Here is a 22,694-nt window from a genome sequence, read left to right as displayed (position 1 = left end):
CATTCATTTTTTGCAGCATACAGCTATGACATAAAGAGGCTTGGCGTTTTTCATTCGGCTTAACGCGGCTGGCGCATATGTCCGCCCTCCTGCGATGTTATAGCCGGCCATATCCTTTTCGTCTCCGACGGAGTCGGCGATGTCGGCAAGTTCTGGAACGACGCGTCCTTGCGGCCCGAAAAATGTTTGGCCGTATAGCGCCTCAATATCATAAAGCGCCGCCAGTTCCCCGACGAATTCGCCGAGGCTATATTCGAACGCGTGATAAGGATTGCGAACTTGCTGACCGAATAGGCGATCCGGGTTGGTCACGTCCCGATTCGGCGTCGAGACAATCAGCGTTCCGCCGGGCTTCAGCACGCGTGCAGCTTCGCGCAGCCAAGCAGCACCGTCGGGAACGTGTTCGATCGTCTCGAAAGACACGACGACATCGAACGATTCGTTAGCGAACGGCAAATGCAAGACGTCATCTTGCTGGAATGAGATCCCCTCTCCGCTGTAGTCGCGCTCGGCAAGCTGGACGGACGGCAAGTCGATGTCGACTCCAGTCACTTTTGCGGCGCCGCCATCTTTCAGCATTCGGGTTCCGTATCCCGCTCCGCAAGCCGCGTCGAGCACCGCTTTGCCGACGCAGTATGACCGAGCCAGCCGGTAGCGGTAGACGTGCTCTGCCAGCACGTCGGGGTGGGAGCCGGCCACTGCCGAACTCAAAACGAGACGCTCCCCGGTAAAAGCGACATCCTCTTGCGTAATAGGCAACTGCCTTCTTTCGCTCGGTTCCGTTGGAGGAGGCGGAGGTTCACCAGATGCAGATGCCGATGTAGATCCAGACGTAGAAGCTGGAAGCACCGGCCTCGCCACAGCGGATCGAACCGTCGCAGCTGGGTCGTCAACTGAACGATCCACTCTGGTCGACGTCCCGGTTGCCGGATTCGCACCAGCCGATTTCTTGATCGCGGTGACGACGTAATACATCGTCATAAACGCTTCTCTACTCGATTCCCCGGTCAATTGGCACAAAGCGTCGATGTCCGGCTTCCGGTTATCGTTCGACACAATCGCCTCGAATCCGACTTCATCGAACCCGCTCTCGGCAAATCTCGCTTGCGCTTCCTCCATCGAGAGGAACGCTTCCTTCGGCACCGGATTTACCGGCTTTAAGTACGCTTTCGCATAATCCGCGAATAGCCGGTTCGGCACGCTCGACACGAACGCTCCGCCGGGGCGGAGCAGCTTATGCGCTTGAAGCAGACGTCGAACCGGAATCGGATTGGACATGATGTCGTTCAGAATGACAACGTCGAACCCTCTCGTCCCGGACGGAAGTTCGATCTCATCATCGTCCGTCCACACTTTCTCGGCGACCAGAGCGGCTACGCGCGCTTGCGCCTCCTCTTTCTCGTAACCGAACAATCGGAACTCCGAACGTCGGTTGCGCAACTCAAGCAAAGAGGATCCGCAGCCGCAACCGATCTCAAGCACGCTCATGCCGGGCTTAAGCAATCGCAACGGGCGGAGCAAATCTTCGCGGATATTCGTAGACACCGCCGGGTGAAAACCCCACTTGCGATAAAACAACGATTCATTTTCGGTCATTGCTTTACGATAAGCCGCCTTATCGTGTTTGAACGACGCGCTTCCTTCATGATGAATAAACGTATCTCTGCAAAGCAGAAGCTTGTAGCCGGCGAGCCGCGCCCTGAACGACCAGTCATCATCTTCGTAGTTGCCGATACCGAAGCTTTCGTCGAGCGGCCCGACCGTCTCCCAAGCGGAGCGGGAGACGAGCAGGCAGAAGCCGATCAGCTTCATCCGTTCCTCCCAATGCTCGGGGGACGACTGGTTAAACAAATCCGCATACCGTTGCATTTCTTCCATCGTCCGGTACGACGTTTCGATCATTTGCCCGTAACCGGCATAGTTCGTCAGCGGACCGACCGCTCCGACGGACGGGTGGCTCGTGAGCGCCTCCGTCATCTGCTCCATCCAGCGGGGCGTAACGACCGTATCGTTGTTCAGAAAAAGGATAGCGTCTCCTGAAGCCATTCCTGCGCCGATGTTGCAGCCTGCCGGGAATCCTTCGTTCGTCGTTCTCTCGCTGCATTTTACGTCCGTCTGCGTTCTCAGCCATTGCGTCGTGCCGTCCGTCGAAGCGTTGTCGACGACAAGGATCTCGTACGTATCGGCCTTCGTATGTTTTCTGATGCTCGACAAACATCGCTTCGTCATTTGCAACTGGTTGTGCGTCACGAGAACAATGCTCGTCTTCATACTCCCTTGCCTCCGTCGCCGCTTGCCAGCGCAGCTTCAAGCAATGCCTTGTTACGCAGTAAATTCTCATCGCGGGGCAAATAGGCGAGCGCTTTCTCATTGTGCGCGTGCGCAAGCTCCAGTTCGCCGGTCATGCCGTAACAGATGCACAACTGGAAATGCGGGAACCACGTCCAGCAGATCAGATTTAATACGCCGAAATGATGCGGAGGATTTTCCTGGGTGAGGGCCAGCTTAAACCAATAAATCGCTTTGTCGAACTGTTCTTTATCGGCGAAACACTGCCCGATCGAGCAGCAGAAATCGGCGCGCGGAACGTCATAAGCCATCGAATGCAACAGTGTCTTCAGCTTCAAGTCTTCGTTTTTCATTTCGTGATAACATGCGGCAAGTCTTGCGCAAGCCATCAATGAATCTTCGAAATAGTCCGCTTCAGTATCCAGAAACCGGACATAATGCTCTGTGGCTTCGCGAAATTTGCCTGCGTCGGACAGCTCGTTGGCGTAATACAGCATATCGCGGCCAAAAAGCTCTCCGTCTCGCTCTAGCTTGCGTTCGAGAATATCCAGATTCCTCGTCGTATGCGTATGCACGCGACCGTGCGAAACCGCAATATCGGATAAATAGTAATTTCCATCTACTAACAAATATTCGTGAACCGCGTTGTACCAGCGAAACTGCCGACTGCGTTTGACGATCCGGTTTCTGCGCGACATGGCGATCGCGTTGCCATATCCATCGAACAGCAAATGGTAGGCCATCACGACAGAATCGACTTCGTCGCTCAGGGTTCGTTTCAATTCGCGCAATTTGTCGCGATCGCGGTCTTTCAAATAATCGTCCGCGTCCAACCACATCACATACTCCATCGTTGCGTAAGAGAACGATGTATTGCGGGCAGCCGCGAAATCGTCGATCCACTCGAAATCGTAAATCCTTTTCGTATACTTGCTGGCGATTTCTTTCGTGCTATCGACAGAACCGGTATCGACGATGACAATCTCATCTACCAAGTCGGCAACGGAATCCAAACAACGAGCAAGCACCTGTTCTTCGTCGCGAACAATCATGCACAAGCTGACGGTAACCACGCAGCTCCTCCTTATATAACCGACCTATGCCCCATCTTATGACGCCGGCAATCGCTCCGCTTGGACAGGTGGTGGATAGACAGTCGCGCGATCTCATTTTTCGCGCATGCAAAAAACCGGCAACATCCGTTGCCGGTCGAGAATGACGCACTCCGTTTAGCCCGGAGCGCCTTGTTCCGCCACGCCCCAGAACACTTCGGGACCGGTCCGTTCGCCCGTAAACAAAAGACCGAGCAAGCTTCCGCCGAAAATGAACGAGGAGTAGATCGTCTCCGCTGCTGCAGGTGCGAGCAAATCTTGCGCCGTAAACGCGTAGGTGTCACTGAATGCGGACAAGCGAACCGATTGAATCATCGTGTAGATGACGTTCGCCGGATTGTACACCGTCGTGCCGCGGCAAATTTGGATCGCAAACGTACTGCCCACAACAAGCGAACTGACGCCCACCATCCCCGTCAATGTAATGACTTTGTTCACGACATTTTTCGTTTGAAGTCCGATGACGCCGAACAACACAGGCGTTGCCGTAATTGGGGTCATCGGCGCACCCGTCTGATTCGAGTTCATCGAGCTGCGTAAATCAAGAAAAGTTCCCATACATTTTACCTCCTTCGCATTTGAAGTTGGTATAGTGTATGTCCGATTCTTTTAACTGATTGGACAAACCTCATAGGTTACGAGCATAATTTCTCATCCGATTGCAGGGCGAGCGCTATCTAAACATCGTGTACAATTTGATCAAATGGAGCATGTTGTTCGGGTCGATCTTCTGGGCAATAACGAAATTGATGAGTTGATTTTCCTGCGTCTCCGTAAGCGGTTCGTTTAGTATTTGAGCGAATTGTTTCACCCATCTACGCACTTTCGTCCGATCTTGTAAGTCGTATTTCGTGACGCCGTCGAGCAGTTCTTTAATCCGCTCCTTCGTCGCCTGATTTTTCATTTTCAGCTTTACTCTTTCGACGAATTCCGCTTTAATGCCGAACTTCTGCCAGCTCTGGGTCAATATGATCACGCTCCTTCGGCTGCTATACGGTTCATCATATGCCGCTCCATGGAGAGCAATGACACTCCGGCCTTCGAAGAAAACAATCATCTGCGTTAATCTAGCGGTTCTTCGCGGTTATTCTCGTCACGTGCAAGATATTCCCTCAATCCCGCGTATACGGCGGAAGTCCAGAACTCCGGCAGCGCGGCGAGTTCAGCAGCATCGTCCCTGGCCATCTCCATCACGTCGAAATCTTCGACGAGGCTAGCAATCCTGAATTCCGGCATACCGCTCTGCCTCGTGCCGAAAAACTCGCCCGGGCCGCGAATCTCCAAATCTCGTCTAGAAATTTCGAACCCGTCGTCCGTGTCGGTCATCGCTTTCATTCTCTCCTGCCCATTCTCCGACTTCGGATCGGCAATAAGAATGCAATACGATTGGTGTTCTCCCCTGCCGACCCTGCCTCGCAATTGGTGGAGTTGGGACAGACCGAACCGGTCGGCATCCATGACGACCATCAATGTCGCATTCGGTACATCCACCCCGACCTCGATAACGGTCGTAGAGACGAGCACGTCGGTGTCCCCGGCAGCGAACGCCCCCATTGTCGCTTCCTTCTCAGCGGACGTCATTCTGCCGTGCAGCAGGCCGACGGCAAGCTCCGGAAGCGCATGGGACAATTGAGCATGCAGATCGATCGCATTTTGTACGTCGATCTTCTCCGATTCCTCGATCAACGGGCAAATAAAAAAGGTTTGCCTACCCTGCTGCACCTCTTTGCGGATAAAACCGAGCACGCGGTCCATCATATTGTGCTTGACCGAATACGTCTTGATCGGCTTTCTTCCTTTCGGCCGTTCACGAATTGTCGAGACGTCCAAATCACCGAACACCGTAATGGCAAGCGTGCGTGGGATCGGCGTCGCGGTCATCGACAGCACGTCCGGGTTCATGCCTTTACGCCTTAGTATGCTGCGCTGGTTCACCCCGAACCGGTGCTGCTCGTCCGTCACGACGAGGCCAAGACTTCTGAAGAAGACGTCCTCCTGAATTAGCGCGTGAGTGCCAACGACGATATCTAGCAAGCCCATCTGAAGTGATGCGATCACATCTCTGCGCTTGCGTTCGGTCAAACTTCCCGTCAATAATCCGACTTGAATGCCGTAAGGCTCGAAAATGCGGCCAAGCGAGCGAACGTGCTGCTCCGCAAGTATTTCGGTCGGCACCATCAGCGCTCCCTGATGTCCCGATTTGATCGTCGCATACAACGCAATGGCAGCGACCACTGTTTTGCCCGCCCCGACGTCCCCTTGCAACAGCCGATTCATCGCGGATGCCATCTTCATGTCACGCAAAATTTCATTCACGACTTGTTTCTGCGCATCGGTCAATTCAAACGGCAACCGCCCTACGAATTCACGAATTTCAGCATTGTCGACATTGTGCGCGATGCCATCCGCTTTCTTCGCGTGCATCGCGCGATAAGCCTGCAGCCGTAACTGAAATAGAAACAGCTCCTCGTACACCATACGGCGCCGGGCTTCTTGGCCCGACTTCGTGTTTTCCGGTCGATGGATGATGGAAATCGCCTCTGCGCGGGACATCAATCCATGGCGGTTAAGCAGTTGTTCCGGCAGTAGTTCTGGAATCGATCCGGCAAATTGGGTGAGCGCCTTATCGATTAATTTGCGAATCAACGTTTGCGTAATATTGCCGCCAACCGAATAGACTGGCTGAAGCGTACCTGTCTTCGACGCGCCGCGATCGGGAAACTCAGAATCCGCGACGGTCATGTTTTTGCGGCGCATGTCCCACTTGCCAGTCAGTGTAATCTCCCGCCCGACGACAAGTTGGTCTTTCAGAAATGGTCTGTTAAACCAGACGGCGGTCACAAGCGTTGATTCGACAGTTACCCGGCACGTCAGTCGGGATTTACCGCCATATCGCTGGACGACGGGTAATGACGCGATTTTGCCTTGGACGGTAATTTTCTCGCCGTCCTTCGCTTCCGAGAGCTCCCGAACTCTATAATCCTCGTAGCGGAAAGGATAGTATTCGATGAGGGCTCCGACGGTGGAAATGCCCAAGGCGTGGAGCTCCTCTGCTTTCTGAGGGCCCACGCCTTGAAGTTTGGAGATGGGGATATGAAATAGCGACAACGCCATTAGACCGACTCCATTGGAAAAACGAACAACCCGATCGTGCCTGGTCCGGCATGCGCGCCAATAACCGGTCCGATGTCCGTTTCCTTGAAGTCGCGGACGTCCAGCGCCCGCTTCAACATGTCCGTCAGCTCCGCTGCGCCTTCGGTATGCCCGGGCGTCGTGGCGATCGTAAAGTTGACAGGCCGATTGCCGATATCGGAAGAGAGCACTTCAACGATTCTGGCGAATGCTCGCTTCTGGCCTCTCGCTTTATCGAACGGGAACACGACGCCTTCTTTATCGATGGATAAAATCGGTTTGATATTCAACAGGGCGCCTAGAACGGCGGATGCCTTCCCGATACGGCCCCCTTTTTGCAAATATTCGAGCGTATCCACAACGAAATACAATCTCAGTTCATTGCGCAGTCGCTGCACTTCGGCAACGATCGCTTCCGGAGAAGCGCCATCTCTCGCCATCTCGGCCGCAGTGACAACCAATTGTCCGTAACCAAAGGAAGCGGATTTGGAATCGATGACGGTCACGTCTGTGCCATCGTCTAGCATCGATTTGGCGATCGTAGCCGATTGATAAGTGCCGCTCATCGCTGCCGATAGATGAATCGATACGACCGATTTCCCTTCCGCAACCAATCGTTCGAACACGGCCAAATAATCGGCAGGCGAAGGCTGCGAAGTCGTAGGCATGCCGGCGAACTTGGGCAGTTTCTCATAAAATTCAAACGGCTGAAGCGTAATATTGTCCAGATAACTTTCTTCTCCGAACAACACCTTGAGCGGAACCATCGAAATGCCGAGCGCAGATCTCATCTCGAGCGGAATGTCCGCCGTACTATCCGTCACGATGGCGACAGATGCCATAACGAACAACCTCCATCTGTAGAAAATAATATCGATTCGTCACGGCTCGACCGCGAACAGATACGGGTACAGCGGTTGCCCGCCTTCGTGCACTTCGACTTCCGCGTCCGGGTACGCCTCCGCAAGCCATCTTTCGAGCGCTTCCGTCTCTTCGGCCTCGGAGCCTTCCCCGGTCAACACTGTCAATATTTCTCCGCCCGTCACGAGCAATGACGTCAGTAATGCTTGACAACAAGCAATGCGGGTTGCTTCGGAAGCTACAATAGTCTTATCTTTAATGCCGATATAATCGCCTTGGCGAATGCTGACGCCGTCCATTTCCGTGTCGCGTACCGCCTGCGTCACTTGGCCAGTGACAACACGCTCGTAAGCTTTCGTCATCCGTTCGATATTCGTTTCTTCGCTGTCGTCTTCCTGAAAAGCGAGCATCGCCGCCATCCCTTGCGGCAGCGTACGCGTCGAAAGCACGGTGACGGGACGCTCGGCCAGCTCTGCCGCTTGTTTCGCCGCCATGACAATGTTGGGATTGTTCGGCAATACAAAGATGTGATGCGCTGACAACGAAGTGATCGCCCCGACCAAATCTTCCGCGCTCGGATTCATGCTTTGGCCGCCCGACAAGACGATGTCGACGCCCAAGCTGCGGAAGAGCTGCGCGTTGCCTTCGCCTACGCTTACAGCAACGATGCCGTAATCGGCCATTTCGTGCACGTCCGGGTTCGGTTCACTCTCCGGGGATGGCGCAATCGCAGGCAAGTTCACGACGCCCGGCAAGGCGTAGTCGACGTTGCCTGTAAGCGACGGGCTTGGCTGCGACATTACGGGCGCCGGAAACGGCTCGCGAGTCGTCGATGCTTGCGCCAGCAGCTCGCGGTGCTGCTCTTGCATGTTCAGAATGTGGATGTGCGTAATTGCGCCATGCGTCAGCGCGTGGTTCAAGACGTCGCCCGGACGGCGGGAATGAACGTGAACTTTCACGATATCGTCGTCTTCGATCAGAATGATCGAATCTCCGTCTCTCTCGAGCGCTTGACGGAACGAACGTTCCGGGAACGGCGTCGTCACGGAGGCGCGGCGAATGAAAAATTCCATATCGTAAGGGAAAGATATGCTTTCAGTCGCAATCTTCGATTGGGCAGTCGCATGCGTTACGGCTGGTGGAGCGGACGGTTTGGCTAGTGAAGGCGCCATGGTCTGAACCGCCGGACGTGCCGCAGGACGGGCGTCTTCTTTCTCGAAGCTGCCCCCATTCAAGTAAGCGGCAAAGCCTTCGTAAATATAGACGAGCCCTTGTCCCCCGGAGTCGACGACGCCAACCTGCTTGAGCACCGGAAGCATTTCCTGCGTCCGGGCAAGCGTCTCTTGCGCCTTGGCCAACACTTCTGCCATCCAATCCGGCAAATCCGTGAAACGCCGAGACACCGTGACGCCATGTCGCGCCGTCTCCCTCGCCACGGTCAATATCGTGCCTTCTACCGGCTTGACGACAGCCTTGTAAGCGGTATCAACTCCCTGTTGGAGCGCCGCTGCGAACAGCGGGACGGTCAACTCCTTCTGCCCGGCAACCGCGCGGGAGAACCCCCGAAATAACTGCGACAAAATAACCCCCGAGTTGCCCCGTGCGCCCATCAACAGCCCTTTGGAGAGCGCTTCGGCCGCGCGGCCGACTTCCTCCGACGGTTTATTCGTTAATTCGGCCACGCCGGCCGTCATCGTTAAATTCATGTTCGTTCCCGTATCGCCGTCCGGCACGGGAAATACGTTCAGGGCATTCACCCTGTCCACGTTGCCGGACAATCGCTCGGCACCGGCCATTACCATAGCCGACCATTCCGTACCGTTCAAGACGCGCTTACTCAATGATGCTTTCCCCTTCCTAGATAAGCTACTTTAACACTCGAACGCCCTGAACGTTCACATTCACGACGTCGACCCGTAGTCCAACGACTTCTTCCAGCACGTATTTCACTTTAGACTGGATGTTATGGGCGACTTCGGATATTTTCGTGCCGTAGCTGACAATGACGTAAAGATCTAAATGGACGGTTTCGCCTTCGTGACGAACTTCGACGCCCCTAGACAGATTCTCGCGGCCAAGCAATTCCGCGATGCCGTCCTTTAATCCTTTGCGGGAGGCCATGCCCACCAATCCATAACAATCGAGCGCCGCCGAGCCGGCGATTACCGCGATGACTTGATCCGCAACGTCAATCTTTCCGTTCTCCGAGACAAGCTGCAGAGGCATGGAAATTCACTCCTTTATGCCTATATGGTAAACCATACTTCATTGTACTATAAAAAAACGGGAGAATGAAGCCGTTTTCTAGGCAAAAGGCGCGATTATCGGCATCTGGCGCGCAAACGCGACTTTTTCCGTTGCATCCGCTAACCGCCTGTGCTAATATAGTGAAGTATTTGTATGGACGTGGCAGGGAGGTGTATTTTAGTGGCTCGTAAATGTTATATCACAGGGAAAAAGCCAGGTTCCGGCAATAACAAATCTCACGCGAATAACACTACCCGCCGTTCTTGGGGGGTTAACGTACAAAAGGTGCGCATTCTGGTGAACGGCAAGCCGAAGCGTGTGTACGTCAGCACTCGTGCTTTGCGTTCCGGTCTTGTTACCCGCGTATAAGGAACAATCGCATAATCGCCATGAAGAAAAACCGTCAGGGATCCTGACGGTTCTTTTTTTCGTGTCGTTGCCTAGAAGGCGTCAATTTTTTTGGAACGTATTAAGAATCGCTTTGACGAAGCCACCCAAAAACTTCGGCAGCTTGATGGTGTAAAACTTCATTTTCCCATCCCCCCTCCACAGGCTGAACCATTACCGGCTCCTACCTCACGAGCCCGCTCATGTTTCATGATATGCAGAGGCGGTTTTGTCCTATACCATTCGTGACGGGGAAGATGTAAAAAAAATGCGGCGGCGTCGCCTCTACCGAAGAGAGGCGATTGCCGCTGCACGGTCTTCATGGCCAAATACGTATGTCCCTGCTACTAGTGAATTCGCGCCAGCTTCTTTGACTTGTTTGGCCGTCTCCGCATTGATGCCGCCGTCGACCTGGATAAAAATATCGTCGCGACCGTGGCGATCAAGCATCGCCTTCAGGTCACGAAGCTTAGGCAACATCGCCGGCAATAAAGATTGCCCGCCGAAGCCCGGATTAATCGTCATAATAAGCACGAGATCAATCTCGTCGAGCACGTACTCGATTACGGACAATGGCGTATGCGGATTAAGCGCGACACCGGCTTTTATCCCCCGCGAGCGAATATCTGTCAGTGTCCGGTGAAGATGTGTGCAAGCTTCAGGATGCACGGTAATCCGGTCGACGCCGGCATCCGCCAGTGCCGGGAACAGCGATTGCGGATTCTCGACCATCAGATGCGCGTCGAAAAACAATTTCGTTACCGGACGAATCATCTGGACGATCGGGGGGCCGAACGTCAAATTCGGAACGAAATGATTATCCATGATATCGATATGTACCCAATCCGCTCCTGCGGCTTCGATACTGCGAACTTCATCCCCGAGAAACGCGAAGTTCGCGGCCAGAATAGACGGTGCGATAATCGTCATGTCAGTACCTCCGTTTCGTTTCTTTCCACTCCGTCATAAATGCGACGTAGTTGTCATAGCGGCTTTGCGCTACTTGCCCTTGCGCTAACGCTAGTATGACCGCGCAATGCGGTTCGTGCGTATGCGTGCAGCCACGGAATTTACACGAGCTCGCCAGCTCCCGGAACTCCCGGAAACAACTTCCGATCTCGTCGATGCCGAGCTCTGCGAAATCAAGCTGGCTGAATCCCGGTGTATCCGCCATATAACCGCCGCCAGGCACCGCAACGAGCTCGACGTGACGAGTCGTATGTTTCCCGCGGCCAAGCTTGTCGCTAATCTCATTCGTCTCGAGCTTAAGGCCCGGTACGAGCGCATTAACGAGGGATGATTTGCCGACGCCGGACTGGCCGGCCAACATATTGATATGACCGGCAAGCTGAGCCCGCAAAGTATCAAGCCCTTCGCCTTCGTGGGCGCTTGTCGGCAATACCCGGTAGCCGATGGCGTTATACAAGTTCGTCGCTTCGTCCACCGTACGACGAATGCGCTCCCCCTCTTCCCCATCCGGTATCCGGTCCATTTTCGTGAGCACGATAAGCGCATCCATACGGGCATGCTCCACGTGAACGAGAAATTTGTCGAGCAGAACAAAACTCATCTCCGGCCTCACGACCGAGAAAACTAGAACGGCCAAATCCGCGTTAGCGACCGGGGGCCGAATCAATTCCGAAGAGCGCGGCAATATTCGTTCGACCGCGCCCTCCCCGTTCTCTGTTTCCGTATAGATGACGCGGTCGCCGACAAGCGGCGACTCGCCCCGTTTCTTGAATATCCCTCTGCCTCGACATTGTACTGGCTCGCCGCCGGCATCGTCTTGCACGTAATAATAACCGCTTAACGCTTTAACGATCAAACCTTCTGGCATATATGTGCTCCTTACGGGTTCACGGCTTCACCGTCGCCTGGTGACGTATCACCTTCACTTGGTGGAGTGACGGGATCGCTGCTGGCTGGAATATCGGGTTCGGTCGGCGTCGTCGGAGAAACATAATAGGGCACATCCTCCGTCTGCAAATACTGACCGTCGCGGTAAATCATAATTTTACCGTCTTTTGTCGGTGACAGAATCAACGTCAGCGGGAACGACGTCATTTTCGTAATCGTCTTCGTCGGACCTTGAATATCGTCGCCCGTCGCATCGGAATAGACGATCTGAATTTTGCTCGATTTGCCTTCGACGGCCGGGGACACGGTCACTTTAAGCGGCTGTATCTTCGAGTCTTCCGGATAGCCGCTGCTAACCCAGATCGTCACTTCCGTATCCCGCGTTACCATTTCGCCCTTCTCTGCCGGGAATTGCTTAAATACGACGCCTTTAGGCGAATAACTCGGCTCGCGAACGATTTTCTTCGCATCGAACTTCAAGTTGTTTTTGCCGATGATCGCGATCGCTTCGGCTTCCTTCTTGCCGACCAGTTCCGGCATCGGGAACTCTTCCTCGCCTTTGCTGATCGTTAAGTTGACGACAGCCGTCTCCGGGTCGATCAACTCTTCCGGCTTCGGCACCTGATTCAGAACTGTTCCCGGCTCGCTTTCGTCGAAGATCGGATTCGTGCCGATATTTTCCTTCTTCACCCCGAGATCGACCAATATTTGCGTCGCTTCCTCCAGCGATTTGTTCGACACGTCCGGCATTTGGGACTTCGCTTTGCCTGTGCTGACCGTCAGCTCAATCGGAGAGCCTTCCTTTACATCCACATCGCTCTTCGATTGCGCCAGTACAATGCCCTCTTCCACATCCGCGCTCGCTTCTTCCTTGATCGGATCGCCGATCGTTAAACCCGCCGCGATCAGCTCGGCTTTCGCGGCATCGAGCTTCTTGCCGACAACGGACGGCACGTGCACATCCGCCGGACTGAACTCGTTCTTCAGCGATGAGATCGCCCACAGCAGAACGCCGATGAGAATGACGGCCAGCGCGCCGAGCACTGTCGGGACGACCCATTTGCGCTTGCGCTCCCCTAGCCCGTCCGAGTTCCAGCGATCTTCAACATTCGAAGAAGATTTGATCGCCGGTGCCTCGATCGTATTCGCGTTGCGCATGTCCGGCCGGATGGCGGGAACGACTTTCGTCATGTCCTCTTCGTCCATGTCGCTGCCGTAGAAAGCTGGAGCTTCGTTCAGTCGGTTAGGCTGCAGGCACGTTTCCAGATCATCCAGCATTTCCTTCGCCGATTGGTAACGCTCCTGCGGATTTTTGCGCATCGCGCGGAGGATGACGTTCTCCAGGCTTTGCGGAATATGCGGGTTCACTTTGCGCGGCTGTTCGAACGGCTCTTGCAAATGTTTGAGCGCCACGCTGATCGGGCTTTCCCCGAGAAACGGCAGTCGTCCCGTCATCATCTGATACAGCACGATGCCAAGCGAATAAATATCCGATTTCTCTCCCGTAGCCACGCCTTTGGCATGCTCCGGCGAGAAATAATGAACCGATCCGATGACGGATCCCGTTTGCGTAATCGTCGAAGACGTTACCGCGCGCGCGATGCCGAAATCGGTGACTTTCACCCGTCCGTTGTTGCCAATCAATATATTGTGCGGCTTAATGTCCCGATGAATGATCTGGTTATGGTGAGCGTGCTCGAGCGCGTCGCAAATTTGCGAGGCGATCCTGACCGCTTCGGTCGGTTGCAACGGCGCCCGCTCGCGAATGATCTCGTTTAAGTTCGAACCGTCGATGAATTCCATGACGATATAGTGGGTATCTTCTACTTGTCCGACATCGTAAATACTGACGATGTTCGGATGCGACAACGATGCGGCCGCCTGAGCTTCGCGACGGAACCGCTTGACGAAGTCGTCATCGTGCGTAAATTGCTGCCGCAGTACTTTGACCGCGACGTACCGATTCAACAATAAGTCCTTTGCCTTGTATACGAGTGCCATGCCGCCTCCGCCGACGCGGGCCAGCAGTTCGTAACGTCCGCTAAGCGTATGTCCGATCATGCCGTCTCCCCTCCTGCGGCGCTTGGCCAGCCGTCGTCGTCCGTCACGAGAACGACAGTTATGTTATCGTCTCCGCCCGCCGCCATGGCGAGGTCGATGAGCTTCTGCGCCCGTTGCTCGAGCTGTACGTTCGTTTCGCCAATCGTAGCAGACATATCGGTCGACTCGACGAGACCGCTTAGGCCGTCGCTGCATAACAAAAGCACGTCTCCAGCATGCCAGTCGATCGAGTCGATGTCCGCCTTGACATCCTGGTCCGTGCCGAGCGCTCTCGTCAACACGTTACGTCTCGGATGCCTCGCTGCTTCTTCCGCGCTGATCTGCCCCGATTTCGTCAACTCGTTGACGAGCGTATGATCTTCCGTCAGCTGCTCCAAACGACCTGCTCTGAGCCGATACGCCCTGCTGTCGCCGATATGCGCAATAATACCGCTGCTCCCGTCCAGAAGCGCAACGACGACCGTAGTGCCCATATTATGATACTGGTCGTTCAAGGAAGCCGTTTCGAAGATGGCGCGGTTCGCTTCGCGAACCATTTCGCGTAATGCCTCCGCCCCGCTTGCAACCGTCAGCGTCGCACCGACCGCTTGCAGCGACTGGACTAGGCTGTCCACGGCCATCGCGCTTGCGACATCGCCGGCGCGATGGCCGCCCATGCCGTCCGCCACGATGGCGACCGTCAGCCCTCCGGCCAATCGGCCGCTCCACGCCTTATCCTCGTTCACTTGCCTCACTTTGCCCACATGACTACGCAATACCGTTTTCACACCGATCACCCCGTCGTAGTCTCCATATGCTTCGCCCGCAATTGGCCGCAGGCGGCGGCGATATCATGGCCTTGCTCTCTGCGAATCGTAACGTTCACGTTTTTCTTCTGCAGGACGCGTTGGAATTCGAAGATGTCGTCGCGAGGCGTCCTGACGTAGTTGCGCTCCGGCACATAGTTGACCGGAATCAGGTTAACGTGGCACAGCATCCCTTGCAGCACTTCTCCAAGTTCCTCTGCATGCTCAGGACGATCGTTGACCCCGCCGATCAAGGCGTATTCGAACGTAATCCGCCGGCCCGTCTTCTCGATGTAGTATTTGCACGCATCTATGACGTCTTTGAAAGGAAAACGCCTGTTGACGGGCATCAATTTCGAACGCAGCGCATCATTCGGCGCATGGATCGAAATCGCAAGGTTAATTTGCGTATCTTCGTCCGCAAATTTGATCATATTCGGCACGATGCCGCTCGTCGACACCGTAATATGACGCGCCCCGATGTTCAACCCTTTCGGATGAATCATCGTTCGAAGAAATTGCATCGTAGCCTCGTAGTTCTCGAAAGGCTCGCCGATGCCCATAATAACGATGCTTGACACCCGCTCGTTCAATGGATCGAGAATTTTCTGCGATTGGACGACTTGCGCGATAATTTCGCCCGCCGTTAAGCTGCGCTTCAACCCGCCAAGCGTGGAAGCGCAAAACGTGCAACCGACGCGACAGCCGACCTGCGTCGTAACGCATACGCTGTTTCCGTAATTGTGACGCATAATTACCGTCTCGATCGCGTGGTCGTCCTGCAACTGGAACAGGAATTTGACTGTTCCGTCCTTCGATTCGAATTTCGCGATCTCGGTCAACGTCACGAAACGGAAACTTGCAGTCAGCTTATCCCGCAAAGACTTCGACAAGTTGGACATCTCCTCGAAGGAGGAGACGCGTTTGACATACAGCCAGTCGAAAATTTGGCCGGCGCGGAACACAGGCTCTCCCTGCTCCTTAACCCACCGCTGGATATCTTCGAGCGTATAGTCGTAAATAAAAGGAGGCAGATTCGGGTCCGGCAACTTTGTCTTCGGCATCCGCATCGCTTTTGTCTCGGCTTCCTGCGCCGGTTGCTGCGTTTGCTCGGCAAGGTCCGGTTGTATCGGATTTTCATTATGTTCGTTTGTCATTCATGTTCACCGCCATTCTTGCTATTTTACCATAAGTTTAACTCGATTTCCTCCGCATTCGCGCGATGAAGAAGCCGTCGCTTCCGAACATGTGCGGCAGCAACTGCAACATCCCCGCGAAATCGTCTGGCAGATGCCCGCTTTCCCGCAGCGTCTTCAGCAATTCCGGCGGCCACGACGCGTCAAGTTCGAACGACGGGTTTCGGGACAGAAACGTTCGAACCATATGCTCGTTTTCTTCCTTAGCGATTGTGCATGTGCTGTAGACTAACGTGCCGCCCGTCTTGACGAGAGACCCCGCCGCTTCGAGCAGCTTCCCTTGCAGCGCCGCCAGGCTGGCGATGTCGTCCGGCGTCTTGTTCCATTTGATCTCCGGTTTGCGCCGAATGACGCCAAGCCCTGAGCATGGGGCGTCTAGCAGCACGACGTCGATCGATTGTTCGGCCAGCTTGGCGGGCAACTCAAGCGCGTCTGCAGTCATCGTTGTCACGCAGTTGAGGCCGAGCCTGTCCGCTTGTTGGCGGACGAGCGCCTCTTTGTGCGGGTGAACATCGTTTGCAATGAGTTCCCCCTCGTCGTTCATCCGTTCAGCCAGATGCGTCGATTTGCCGCCCGGAGCAGCGCAACAATCGAGTACGCGCATACCAGGCTGCGGATCGGCGATCGCGGCAACGAGCATCGAGCTCTCATCCTGCACTGTCATTCGCCCGCCTTGATACGCCGGCGAATGGACGAGATTACCAGCCTTCTCGGCGACGATGCCGTCAGCAGAGAGAGCTGACTGCTCTGCTGCCGTGCCTTCGGCCTTTAATTCGGCTATAAGCTGTTCCCGGGTCCCTTTCAGCCGGTTCGTCCGCGCGGAAGCGTGAGGCGGGTTGTTGTTCGCTTCGCATATTTGCTCTGTCGTCTGTTCGCCGTATTCAGCAATCCAGCGCGACACGAGCCATTCAGGATGGCTGTGCTCAAGCGAAATTCGTTGTGTCGGCGATAGACCGGCTGGTAGTTCTCCTGTCACGCCGTCGCGCAGAAGGCCACGCAGCACACCGTTGACAAGACCGGCGATTCCAGCGTGCCCCCTCTTCTTGGCGATACGGACCGCTTCGTCTACGACCGCATGCGCCGGTACTCTCGTTAGCCAGCGCAACTGGTAGTAGCTCAAGCGAAGCAAACTTCTTACCCAGGGCTCCGTCTTGCCCGGCCACCCTTTCACTCTGCGCGCCAGCGCTTCGTCAATCGTGTTTAAGCGCTGGATCGTGCCATACACGATTTCGGTCGCGAGCGCGGCGTCCGGTCTTGACAAGCCGGAAGCTTGCAGCGCCTGATTCAATTCGAGTCCGCTGTACGCCCCCCTCGTCTCCACTCCGTGCAGCACGCCGAGCGCAACTTCTCTGGCTCCTTGCGGTTTGCCGCCCGGCAAACGGTTCTGTTTACTCATCATTCGCATCCTTATCATTTTTGCAAATTTACTTTCTGTTCCTTCAAAAAAAGCCCGGGATCGCTACCCGAGCCTTGTTTCCGTCGTTAGTCTGGCACCTTTGGCGAATTCAGACGCAGCCAGCGCCTTCTTGCCGGCCGGCTGCACCTCCGTCAGCAGTAGGCTGCCGTCCCCGGTACGAACGCGAATGCCAGCAGCTCCCGCTTCGATCACCGTACCAGGCGGTAAAGACGCAGCAGTCGCTCCAAGCTTGGCATCATCTGCCGTCGGCGCTTTGGCCCCCCACACTTTGAACACTTCGCCGTTCAGCGTCGTGAAGCCGCTCGCCATCGGATTCAGTCCCCTAATCCGGTCGAACAGCCTCCTGGAAGGTTCGTGCCAATCAAGCCGCTCATCGTCCCGCGTCAAGTTCGGCGCGTACGTCGCCTCGTCGTTATTTTGCGGGGTTCTGCCCGCCGTACCCTCTACAATACGCGGCAACCACTCGACAAGCAAAGCCGCTCCCGCCTCGCTCAGCTTCCCAAACATCGTACCTGCCGTATCCTCGTCATCGATCGACACTTCGACTGTCGAGATCATATCCCCGGTATCGAGGCCTTCGGCCATATACATAAGCGTGACGCCTGTTTTCTTCTCTCCATCGATAATCGAACGCTGGATCGGCGCACCGCCGCGGTATCGCGGAAGGAGCGATCCGTGTACATTAATACAGCCGAGTCGAGGCAAGTCCAATACAGACTTCGGCAAAATTTGCCCGTAAGCCGCAGTTACGATCAGATCCGGGGACAGCGCAGTTACGGCTGCTACGCCTTCCGGCGCCCGCAGCTTCTCCGGCTGCAGCACGGGAAGCCCGCGAGAGAGCGCGTAAGCTTTTACCGGTGTCGGCGCCAGTTCCCGCTTGCGGCCTTTCGGACGGTCAGGCTGGGTGACGACGCCAACGACGTCATAGCCGCACTCAAGAAGTGCTTCAAGCGAGGACACCGCGAAATCCGGCGTCCCCATAAAAACGATTTTTATGCGATTCATTGCGATTCCCCATCCTGATCCTGATCTTGCTCTTCGATTTTTCTCGCTTCATATACCGATTCCGCAGAATCGATGTAGAGAACGCCGTTCAGGTGATCCACTTCATGCTGGAACGCCCTGGACAGAAACTCCGTTGCCTCATATTCGATCGGATTGCCGTTGCGATCTTGCCCCCGGATCACGATGCGGTTGTGCCTGCGAACGTCCCCTTGCAAGCCAGGAATGCTCAGGCAGCCTTCTGGCCCGAGCTGTTCGCCTTCCGCGACGACAATAACCGGATTCACCAGCTCGATAAGCTCATGCTCGTCCCCGACATCCACAACGATAACGCGCTTCAGGATGCCGACCTGCGGCGCGGCCAATCCGACGCCGTCTGCGTCGTACATCGTGTCGGCCATGTCGTCTAGCAGCTTGTGCAGGTTGGCGTTAAACTTCGTAACCTCCTGCGCGCGTTCCCGAAGAACGGGATCGGGGTGTTTCACGATCAACCGAATGGTCATAACGGCAACCTTCTTTCATAACATCATTTGCGGATCAACGTCGACGCTCACCTGCACGCCGCCTTTCTTCACGGCGTCGGCCATGCCGGCAAGCGAGCGGGATACAATGAGACTCGCGTCGACTTCTCCCCGATATTTTACCATACATTGAAAACGGTAGCGATCCTTCAGCCGAGCTATCGGCGAAGAAACCGGTCCGAGCACCTCAAGCGCATCTCCTCCGGACCCATCGAACGATCGCCCGACGCCCATGTCGGCCGCAGTCTCGCGTGCCGCCGAAGCGAATCTTTCGCCTACCGACAACAACATCGGCACCGACTCGTGAGAGAAAGTGATGCAGATGAGCCTGCCGTAAGGCGGATATCCGAGTTGGTGGCGCAGCAAAAGCGCGCGCTCAACAAATCCGTCGTAATCATGCCCCTGTACGGAAGTAATGGCTTCATGCTCCGGTTCATACGCCTGAATAATCACTTCTCCCGGCAATTCATGACGGCCCGCTCTTCCCGCTACTTGCGTAAGCAATTGGAATGTCCGCTCAGCTGCGCGAAAATCCGGCAACCGAAGCGCCGCATCTGCGGCGAGAACGCCGACAAGCGTAACGTAAGGGAAATCGAGCCCCTTCGCCACCATTTGCGTGCCGAGCAACACGTCGGCGCGCCTCTCGCGAAATTCCGTCAACCAGCGCTCATGAGAGCCTTTCTCCGTCGTCGTGTCGACGTCCATACGGATGACCCGGATGCCGGGAAACGCAGCGGCGAGCGCCTCTTCGACTTTCTGCGTACCGGTGCCGAAGAAGCGAATATGAGGGCTGTCGCAGCTCGGGCACTTCTTCGGTTCAGCTTCGGAGTATCCGCAGTAATGACAGCGCAAATTGGCCGCCCCCCGGTGGTACGTCAGCGAAATTTCACAGTGCGGACATGCGGCGGTGTAGCCGCACGACCGGCACATGACAAAAGTGGCATACCCTCGTCTGTTCAGCAGCAGCACGATCTGCTCGCGCTTCTCCAATCGGTCGCGGATTGCGTCGGCAAGCGGCCTGCTGAACATCGCACGGTTGCCCATCTTCAGTTCCTCGCGCATGTCGACAATACGCACGCCGGGCAGCGGTCGGTTGGCAACGCGTTCCGGCATCGCGATATAACCGATGTCTCCAAGCCCCGAGCGGCGTCCGCCTCCGGCATGTTTCGCCGCTTCGTACGTCTCGAGCGATGGCGTCGCGGATCCGAGCACAACGGCGGCGCCATGCTGGCGCGCCCTCTCGATCGCGACTTCGCGAGCGTGATACTTCGGGCTTTCTTCTTGTTTGTACGACGTCTCGTGTTCTTCGTCGATAACGATCAGCCCGATGCTCGCGAAAGGCGCGAAAATGGCTGACCTGGCACCAACCGCTACCAGTGCTCTGCCTTCGCGGATTTTGCGCCATTCGTCGTAACGTTCCCCGTTGGAAAGACGGCTGTGCAGCACGGCGACTTTCGAGCCGAAACGGCTCTTGAACCGCTCGACCATCTGCGGCGTCAGCGAAATTTCCGGTACGAGCACGATCGCTTCGCGGCCTTGCTCGAGACACTGCTGGATCGCTTGCAAATAAACTTCCGTCTTGCCGCTGCCTGTGACTCCATGCAGCAGAAAGGTGCCGGCTTCCCTGGCGTCAATCGCCTTCCGGATCGGCGCAAGCGCCGCCGCCTGCTTCGGCGTGAGCGTCATCGGCGCTGACGGCGGAAATGCTCGATCCGCATAGGGATCGCGATCTTCCGTTACGGACTTGATCTCTAGCAACCCTTTTTCTTCCAGCGCCCGTATCGTCGAGAGCGCAACTTCCGCCTCTTCGATCAACCTTGCGACTGCGACCGAATCCGTGCCCCTCACGGTAAGAAACCGCAGCAACTCACGCTGCTTGCCGGCTCTTGCCGGTATGCTCTCCGCCGCCTGCAACAGCTTCTCCGGCGGTCCCGGGAAGACGGTCAAGACAGATTTGCCTGCCGACTTATCTTCCACTTGCTGCTTCTCCTCGAGAAATCCTTGGCGAATCCAGCGTTTCAGCTTCTCCCCTTGCTCGGGAAATTGCCTGAGCAGCGCATCCAGCTTCAGTGGTTTGCCTTTGCCAAGCGCAACCAGGAGACCGCCGCTTGCGGCGATCTCCTCTTCGCTCCACTGAACGCCGGCTGCCAGGGACACGTATTTCTCCGAGCGGCCTTTAAGCGCCGCCGGCAGCATTGCCTGGAGAGCAACCGTCAACGGACAGAGCCATCTGCGGCTCATCCATTCGCCTAATTCGACGAGTTCAGCCGACAATGGCGGCAACGCGTCAAGTACGTCCTCAAGGGGCTTCAGCTTCGCGAGATCTACGTCCGCGTCTTCGGCGAGCGCAGTGACGATGCCTTGCAGTTTGCGCGGTCCGAACGGTACGGCGACACGGCTGCCAACTTCAACCCAATCAAGCAGTCGCTCAGGAATGGCATAGTCGAATGGCCTGTCCGTATCTCGGCTCGGCACGTCAACGATCACTCTGGCAACGGTCATTGCCCGCCTCCGCTGGCTGTTGCATCTGAAGTTACCTTGTTACCACCGGTTGGCCGGGTACTTACCGCAATCAGATCGAGAATACGGCCCGCGACATCTTTCTTCGATAGCAACGGAAGTTTCTCGACGAGCCCTGCAGGTCCATAGACGCTGACGACATTCGTATCGATGCCGAATCCTGCGCCTTCTGCCGTCACGTCGTTGGCGACGATCAGATCGCACTTTTTGCGCTTTAGCTTGTCCAGAGCATGTTTCTCCACATCTGTCGTCTCGGCGGCGAAACCGATGATGAATGGCTGGCGAGCGCCAACTTCCCGTGCCGCCTTCCACTCGCCGATTTCCTGCAAAATATCGGGATTCGGCACGAGTTCAAGCGTTAAGGCTTCAGCCGATTTTTTCATTTTCTCTGTCGCTTGCCGCGCGGGACGATAATCCGCAACCGCTGCCGCCTTCACGACAACATCAACGTCCGGCAACCGTTCCATGACCGCTTCGCGCATCTCCAGCGCCGAGCGAACGGCTACGACATCGACGCCGTTCGGCGGCTCGACGTCGGCTTTGCCGACAACAAGCGTCACTTGAGCTCCTCTGTCTCTCGCAGCTTCCGCAATGGCAAAGCCCATCTTGCCCGAAGAGTCGTTCGTAATATAGCGCACAGGATCGATCCGTTCCACCGTACCGCCCGCCGTTACAAGAACCCGCTTGCCTGCGAGCGGTTTCGGTCCGGTCAGCATCGCAACGATCGCGCCGACGATCTCGTCAGGCTCGGCCAATCGTCCCTTGCCGACGTAACCGCATGCGAGCTGACCCGTCCCTGGTTCAACGAACGTTGCCCCCCGCGCCGCCAGTTTATTTACGTTGTCCACGACTGCTGGGTGTTCCCACATATGAACGTTCATCGCCGGCGCGATCAGAAGAGGCGCCGTTACGGCGAGCAGCGTCGTGCTCACCATATCGTCCGCGAGCCCGTTCGCGAGCTTCGACAGCATATTCGCCGTCGCCGGTGCGACGACCGCGAGATCAGCCGCGTCCGCCCAATCGATATGCTGCACGATCGAAGCATCACGTTCGTCGAACACGTCGGTTGCGACCGGGTGACGGGTTAGCGTCTGCAGCGTAAGAGGCGTAATGAATTGCGTTGCCCCTTTCGTCATCATGACGCGTACGTTTGCGCCGAGTCCGACGAGCCGACTGCACAACGTCGCGGCTTTGTAAGCGGCGATTCCCCCGGTAACGCCAAGCAGTATCGTTTTGCCATGTAACGGCTTGTTCATCGGTTCTCCTCCCTACTAGCTTTTTGAACTTTCTCTTGTCTACAAAAAAAC

At 55.8% G+C, this 22,694-nt stretch carries 20 protein-coding genes; 1 reads left to right on the top strand and 19 read right to left on the bottom strand.

The window, feature by feature from the left end; genetic code table 11:
* Window positions 1-3: 3 nt before the first annotated feature.
* From ACFPOF_RS03905 to ACFPOF_RS03870, 8 genes are all read right to left on the bottom strand, one after another.
* Entirely contained in the window at window positions 4-2,271 is a 2,268-nt protein-coding gene (locus ACFPOF_RS03905) for a methyltransferase domain-containing protein (protein ID WP_378129794.1), read from the bottom strand.
* Window positions 2,268-3,362 (bottom strand): glycosyltransferase, encoded by a 1,095-nt coding sequence (locus ACFPOF_RS03900; RefSeq protein WP_378129793.1) that lies wholly within the window; start codon window positions 3,360-3,362, stop codon window positions 2,268-2,270. Before ACFPOF_RS03900 ends, ACFPOF_RS03905 begins: the two co-directional genes overlap by 4 nt.
* Before the next feature lie 156 nt (window positions 3,363-3,518).
* Complete coding sequence (locus tag ACFPOF_RS03895) at window positions 3,519-3,959, bottom strand: hypothetical protein (RefSeq protein ID WP_378129792.1); 441 nt, start codon at window positions 3,957-3,959, stop codon at window positions 3,519-3,521.
* Window positions 3,960-4,074: 115 nt separating this feature from the next.
* Window positions 4,075-4,368, bottom strand: a complete 294-nt coding sequence (locus tag ACFPOF_RS03890; protein WP_378129791.1) for a stage VI sporulation protein F — start codon at window positions 4,366-4,368, stop codon at window positions 4,075-4,077.
* Window positions 4,369-4,463: 95 nt separating this feature from the next.
* Window positions 4,464-6,515, bottom strand: a complete 2,052-nt coding sequence (recG, locus tag ACFPOF_RS03885; protein ID WP_378129790.1) for an ATP-dependent DNA helicase RecG — start codon at window positions 6,513-6,515, stop codon at window positions 4,464-4,466.
* On the bottom strand, window positions 6,515-7,375 hold the full coding sequence (locus ACFPOF_RS03880) for a DegV family protein (protein ID WP_378129789.1): 861 nt from the start codon (window positions 7,373-7,375) through the stop codon (window positions 6,515-6,517). The genes recG and ACFPOF_RS03880 overlap by 1 nt, the downstream gene beginning before the upstream one ends.
* A gap of 39 nt (window positions 7,376-7,414) precedes the next feature.
* Complete coding sequence (locus ACFPOF_RS03875) at window positions 7,415-9,235, bottom strand: DAK2 domain-containing protein (RefSeq protein WP_378129788.1); 1,821 nt, start codon at window positions 9,233-9,235, stop codon at window positions 7,415-7,417.
* Between the two features lie 25 nt (window positions 9,236-9,260).
* Window positions 9,261-9,620: an Asp23/Gls24 family envelope stress response protein gene (locus ACFPOF_RS03870; RefSeq protein WP_209747049.1), complete on the bottom strand. Its 360-nt coding sequence runs from the start codon at window positions 9,618-9,620 to the stop codon at window positions 9,261-9,263.
* Window positions 9,621-9,821: 201 nt separating this feature from the next.
* Here ACFPOF_RS03870 and rpmB point away from each other — a divergent pair, with 201 nt between their 5' ends.
* The gene (rpmB, locus tag ACFPOF_RS03865) at window positions 9,822-10,010 is read left to right on the top strand and encodes a 50S ribosomal protein L28 (RefSeq protein WP_378129787.1); all 189 of its coding nucleotides are present in this window, start codon (window positions 9,822-9,824) and stop codon (window positions 10,008-10,010) included.
* An 81-nt stretch (window positions 10,011-10,091) separates the two neighbouring features.
* Here rpmB and spoVM read toward each other — a convergent pair whose 3' ends face one another.
* The 11 genes from spoVM to coaBC all read right to left on the bottom strand — a co-directional run bounded on the left by spoVM (window position 10,092) and on the right by coaBC (window position 22,643).
* Window positions 10,092-10,172 carry a stage V sporulation protein SpoVM gene (gene spoVM, locus ACFPOF_RS03860; protein WP_010345573.1) on the bottom strand — a complete coding sequence of 27 codons (81 nt, stop codon included), beginning with the start codon at window positions 10,170-10,172 and terminating at the stop codon, window positions 10,092-10,094.
* A 141-nt stretch (window positions 10,173-10,313) separates the two neighbouring features.
* The gene (gene rpe, locus ACFPOF_RS03855; protein ID WP_378129786.1) at window positions 10,314-10,958 is read right to left on the bottom strand and encodes a ribulose-phosphate 3-epimerase; all 645 of its coding nucleotides are present in this window, start codon (window positions 10,956-10,958) and stop codon (window positions 10,314-10,316) included.
* Between the two features lies 1 nt (window position 10,959).
* Window positions 10,960-11,865: a ribosome small subunit-dependent GTPase A gene (gene rsgA, locus ACFPOF_RS03850; protein ID WP_378129785.1), complete on the bottom strand. Its 906-nt coding sequence runs from the start codon at window positions 11,863-11,865 to the stop codon at window positions 10,960-10,962.
* Between the two features lie 11 nt (window positions 11,866-11,876).
* Window positions 11,877-13,946 (bottom strand): Stk1 family PASTA domain-containing Ser/Thr kinase, encoded by a 2,070-nt coding sequence (pknB, locus tag ACFPOF_RS03845; protein WP_378129784.1) that lies wholly within the window; start codon window positions 13,944-13,946, stop codon window positions 11,877-11,879.
* On the bottom strand, window positions 13,943-14,713 hold the full coding sequence (locus tag ACFPOF_RS03840) for a Stp1/IreP family PP2C-type Ser/Thr phosphatase (RefSeq protein ID WP_378130072.1): 771 nt from the start codon (window positions 14,711-14,713) through the stop codon (window positions 13,943-13,945). Before ACFPOF_RS03840 ends, pknB begins: the two co-directional genes overlap by 4 nt.
* Window positions 14,714-14,718: 5 nt before the next feature.
* Entirely contained in the window at window positions 14,719-15,765 is a 1,047-nt protein-coding gene (gene rlmN, locus ACFPOF_RS03835) for a dual-specificity RNA methyltransferase RlmN (protein WP_378130070.1), read from the bottom strand.
* Window positions 15,766-15,925: 160 nt separating this feature from the next.
* Window positions 15,926-17,323 carry a 16S rRNA (cytosine(967)-C(5))-methyltransferase RsmB gene (gene rsmB / locus ACFPOF_RS03830; RefSeq protein WP_378129783.1) on the bottom strand — a complete coding sequence of 466 codons (1,398 nt, stop codon included), beginning with the start codon at window positions 17,321-17,323 and terminating at the stop codon, window positions 15,926-15,928.
* Window positions 17,324-17,386: 63 nt separating this feature from the next.
* On the bottom strand, window positions 17,387-18,349 hold the full coding sequence (gene fmt / locus ACFPOF_RS03825; protein WP_378129782.1) for a methionyl-tRNA formyltransferase: 963 nt from the start codon (window positions 18,347-18,349) through the stop codon (window positions 17,387-17,389).
* Window positions 18,346-18,849 (bottom strand): peptide deformylase, encoded by a 504-nt coding sequence (gene def / locus ACFPOF_RS03820; protein WP_378129781.1) that lies wholly within the window; start codon window positions 18,847-18,849, stop codon window positions 18,346-18,348. Before def ends, fmt begins: the two co-directional genes overlap by 4 nt.
* A gap of 15 nt (window positions 18,850-18,864) precedes the next feature.
* On the bottom strand, window positions 18,865-21,369 hold the full coding sequence (gene priA, locus ACFPOF_RS03815; RefSeq protein ID WP_378129779.1) for a primosomal protein N': 2,505 nt from the start codon (window positions 21,367-21,369) through the stop codon (window positions 18,865-18,867).
* Window positions 21,366-22,643, bottom strand: a complete 1,278-nt coding sequence (coaBC, locus tag ACFPOF_RS03810) for a bifunctional phosphopantothenoylcysteine decarboxylase/phosphopantothenate--cysteine ligase CoaBC (protein WP_378129777.1) — start codon at window positions 22,641-22,643, stop codon at window positions 21,366-21,368. The genes priA and coaBC overlap by 4 nt, the downstream gene beginning before the upstream one ends.
* Window positions 22,644-22,694: the final 51 nt, after the last annotated feature.

This window comes from Cohnella soli (assembly GCF_042655525.1).
Classification (GTDB): Bacteria; Bacillota; Bacilli; order Paenibacillales; family Paenibacillaceae; genus Cohnella; species Cohnella soli.
Note: the sequence above shows the minus strand (reverse complement) of the source record. Positions and strands in the feature narration are given on the sequence as shown.

Coding starts and splice junctions, on each gene's coding strand:
- ACFPOF_RS03880 (WP_378129789.1), bottom strand. CDS start 7,375: ATGGCATCTGTCGCCATCGTGACGGATAGTACGGCGGACATTCCGCTC.
- rpe (WP_378129786.1), bottom strand. CDS start 10,958: ATGACGATTATCGCACCGTCTATTCTGGCCGCGAACTTCGCGTTTCTC.
- rsgA (WP_378129785.1), bottom strand. CDS start 11,865: ATGCCAGAAGGTTTGATCGTTAAAGCGTTAAGCGGTTATTATTACGTG.
- pknB (WP_378129784.1), bottom strand. CDS start 13,946: ATGATCGGACATACGCTTAGCGGACGTTACGAACTGCTGGCCCGCGTC.
- def (WP_378129781.1), bottom strand. CDS start 18,849: ATGACCATTCGGTTGATCGTGAAACACCCCGATCCCGTTCTTCGGGAA.
- fmt (WP_378129782.1), bottom strand. CDS start 18,349: ATGAATCGCATAAAAATCGTTTTTATGGGGACGCCGGATTTCGCGGTG.
- ACFPOF_RS03870 (WP_209747049.1), bottom strand. CDS start 9,620: ATGCCTCTGCAGCTTGTCTCGGAGAACGGAAAGATTGACGTTGCGGAT.
- rsmB (WP_378129783.1), bottom strand. CDS start 17,323: ATGAGTAAACAGAACCGTTTGCCGGGCGGCAAACCGCAAGGAGCCAGA.
- ACFPOF_RS03895 (WP_378129792.1), bottom strand. CDS start 3,959: ATGGGAACTTTTCTTGATTTACGCAGCTCGATGAACTCGAATCAGACG.
- recG (WP_378129790.1), bottom strand. CDS start 6,515: ATGGCGTTGTCGCTATTTCATATCCCCATCTCCAAACTTCAAGGCGTG.
- ACFPOF_RS03905 (WP_378129794.1), bottom strand. CDS start 2,271: ATGAAGACGAGCATTGTTCTCGTGACGCACAACCAGTTGCAAATGACG.
- spoVM (WP_010345573.1), bottom strand. CDS start 10,172: ATGAAGTTTTACACCATCAAGCTGCCGAAGTTTTTGGGTGGCTTCGTC.
- priA (WP_378129779.1), bottom strand. CDS start 21,369: ATGACCGTTGCCAGAGTGATCGTTGACGTGCCGAGCCGAGATACGGAC.
- coaBC (WP_378129777.1), bottom strand. CDS start 22,643: ATGAACAAGCCGTTACATGGCAAAACGATACTGCTTGGCGTTACCGGG.